The following is a 688-nucleotide window of genomic DNA, read 5'->3' on the forward strand; positions in this document are numbered from 1 at the left end:
TCATGACTTGGCGACGTTCAAATCGCTGACGCGTCGTCAATTTAGTGGCTTGTTTAGCTTAGCCCTAAGCCGGGGCCGCGACGTGGACCGGCTCCAACGCTGGCGTTGCACACGATCTTTAATTACGTCCTGCAGCTGCTTTACACGGGCTGTCAGTGGAAAGCCCTGCCGATCAGGATGAACGCCAAAGGCCGCCCCGAAATTCATTACGCGCGCATCTATCGGGCACTGCGGCGCTGGCAGGCAAAGGCTGCATCAATCGGATTTTCGCCGGCTCAGTGCGCAGGCCCCATCGGGACGGACGGCTTGACCTCACGGTCATTCACGGCGACGGCACCACCACTGCGGCAAAGAAAGGCGGCGACAACCTGGGATACAGCGGACACAAGCACCTCAAAGGCGACAAGGTCGTGGCCTTCTGCGATCGCGACGGCAACGTTATCGCGCCATTCATTGCCGCGGCGGGGAACCGGAACGAATCGCCCCTGCTGCGCGACGCCTTGCCCAAATTCAGTGAGATGGCGCGCGCCATCGGCATGGACCTACGAGGCTCAACGGTGAGCCTGGACGGTGTCTACGACTGCCGGGCCAATCGCAAGTTTATCTTCAACCGGAACATGCGCCCCAATATTCCAGAAAACCCGCGTGGACGTAAAACGGTCAAGCGCGGTCGCAAGCTGCTCTTCGA

The 688-nt window shown here is 60.0% G+C and carries 1 protein-coding gene; it reads left to right on the top strand.

Annotation, left to right across the window (positions count from 1 at the left end):
* Positions 1–155 precede the first annotated feature (155 nt).
* Positions 156–688: transposase (locus BN2475_RS36110; protein WP_245841747.1), on the top strand; the 533-nt coding region annotated here is incomplete at its 3' end.

Source organism: Paraburkholderia ribeironis, from assembly GCF_900019265.1.
Taxonomy (GTDB): domain Bacteria; phylum Pseudomonadota; class Gammaproteobacteria; order Burkholderiales; family Burkholderiaceae; genus Paraburkholderia; species Paraburkholderia ribeironis.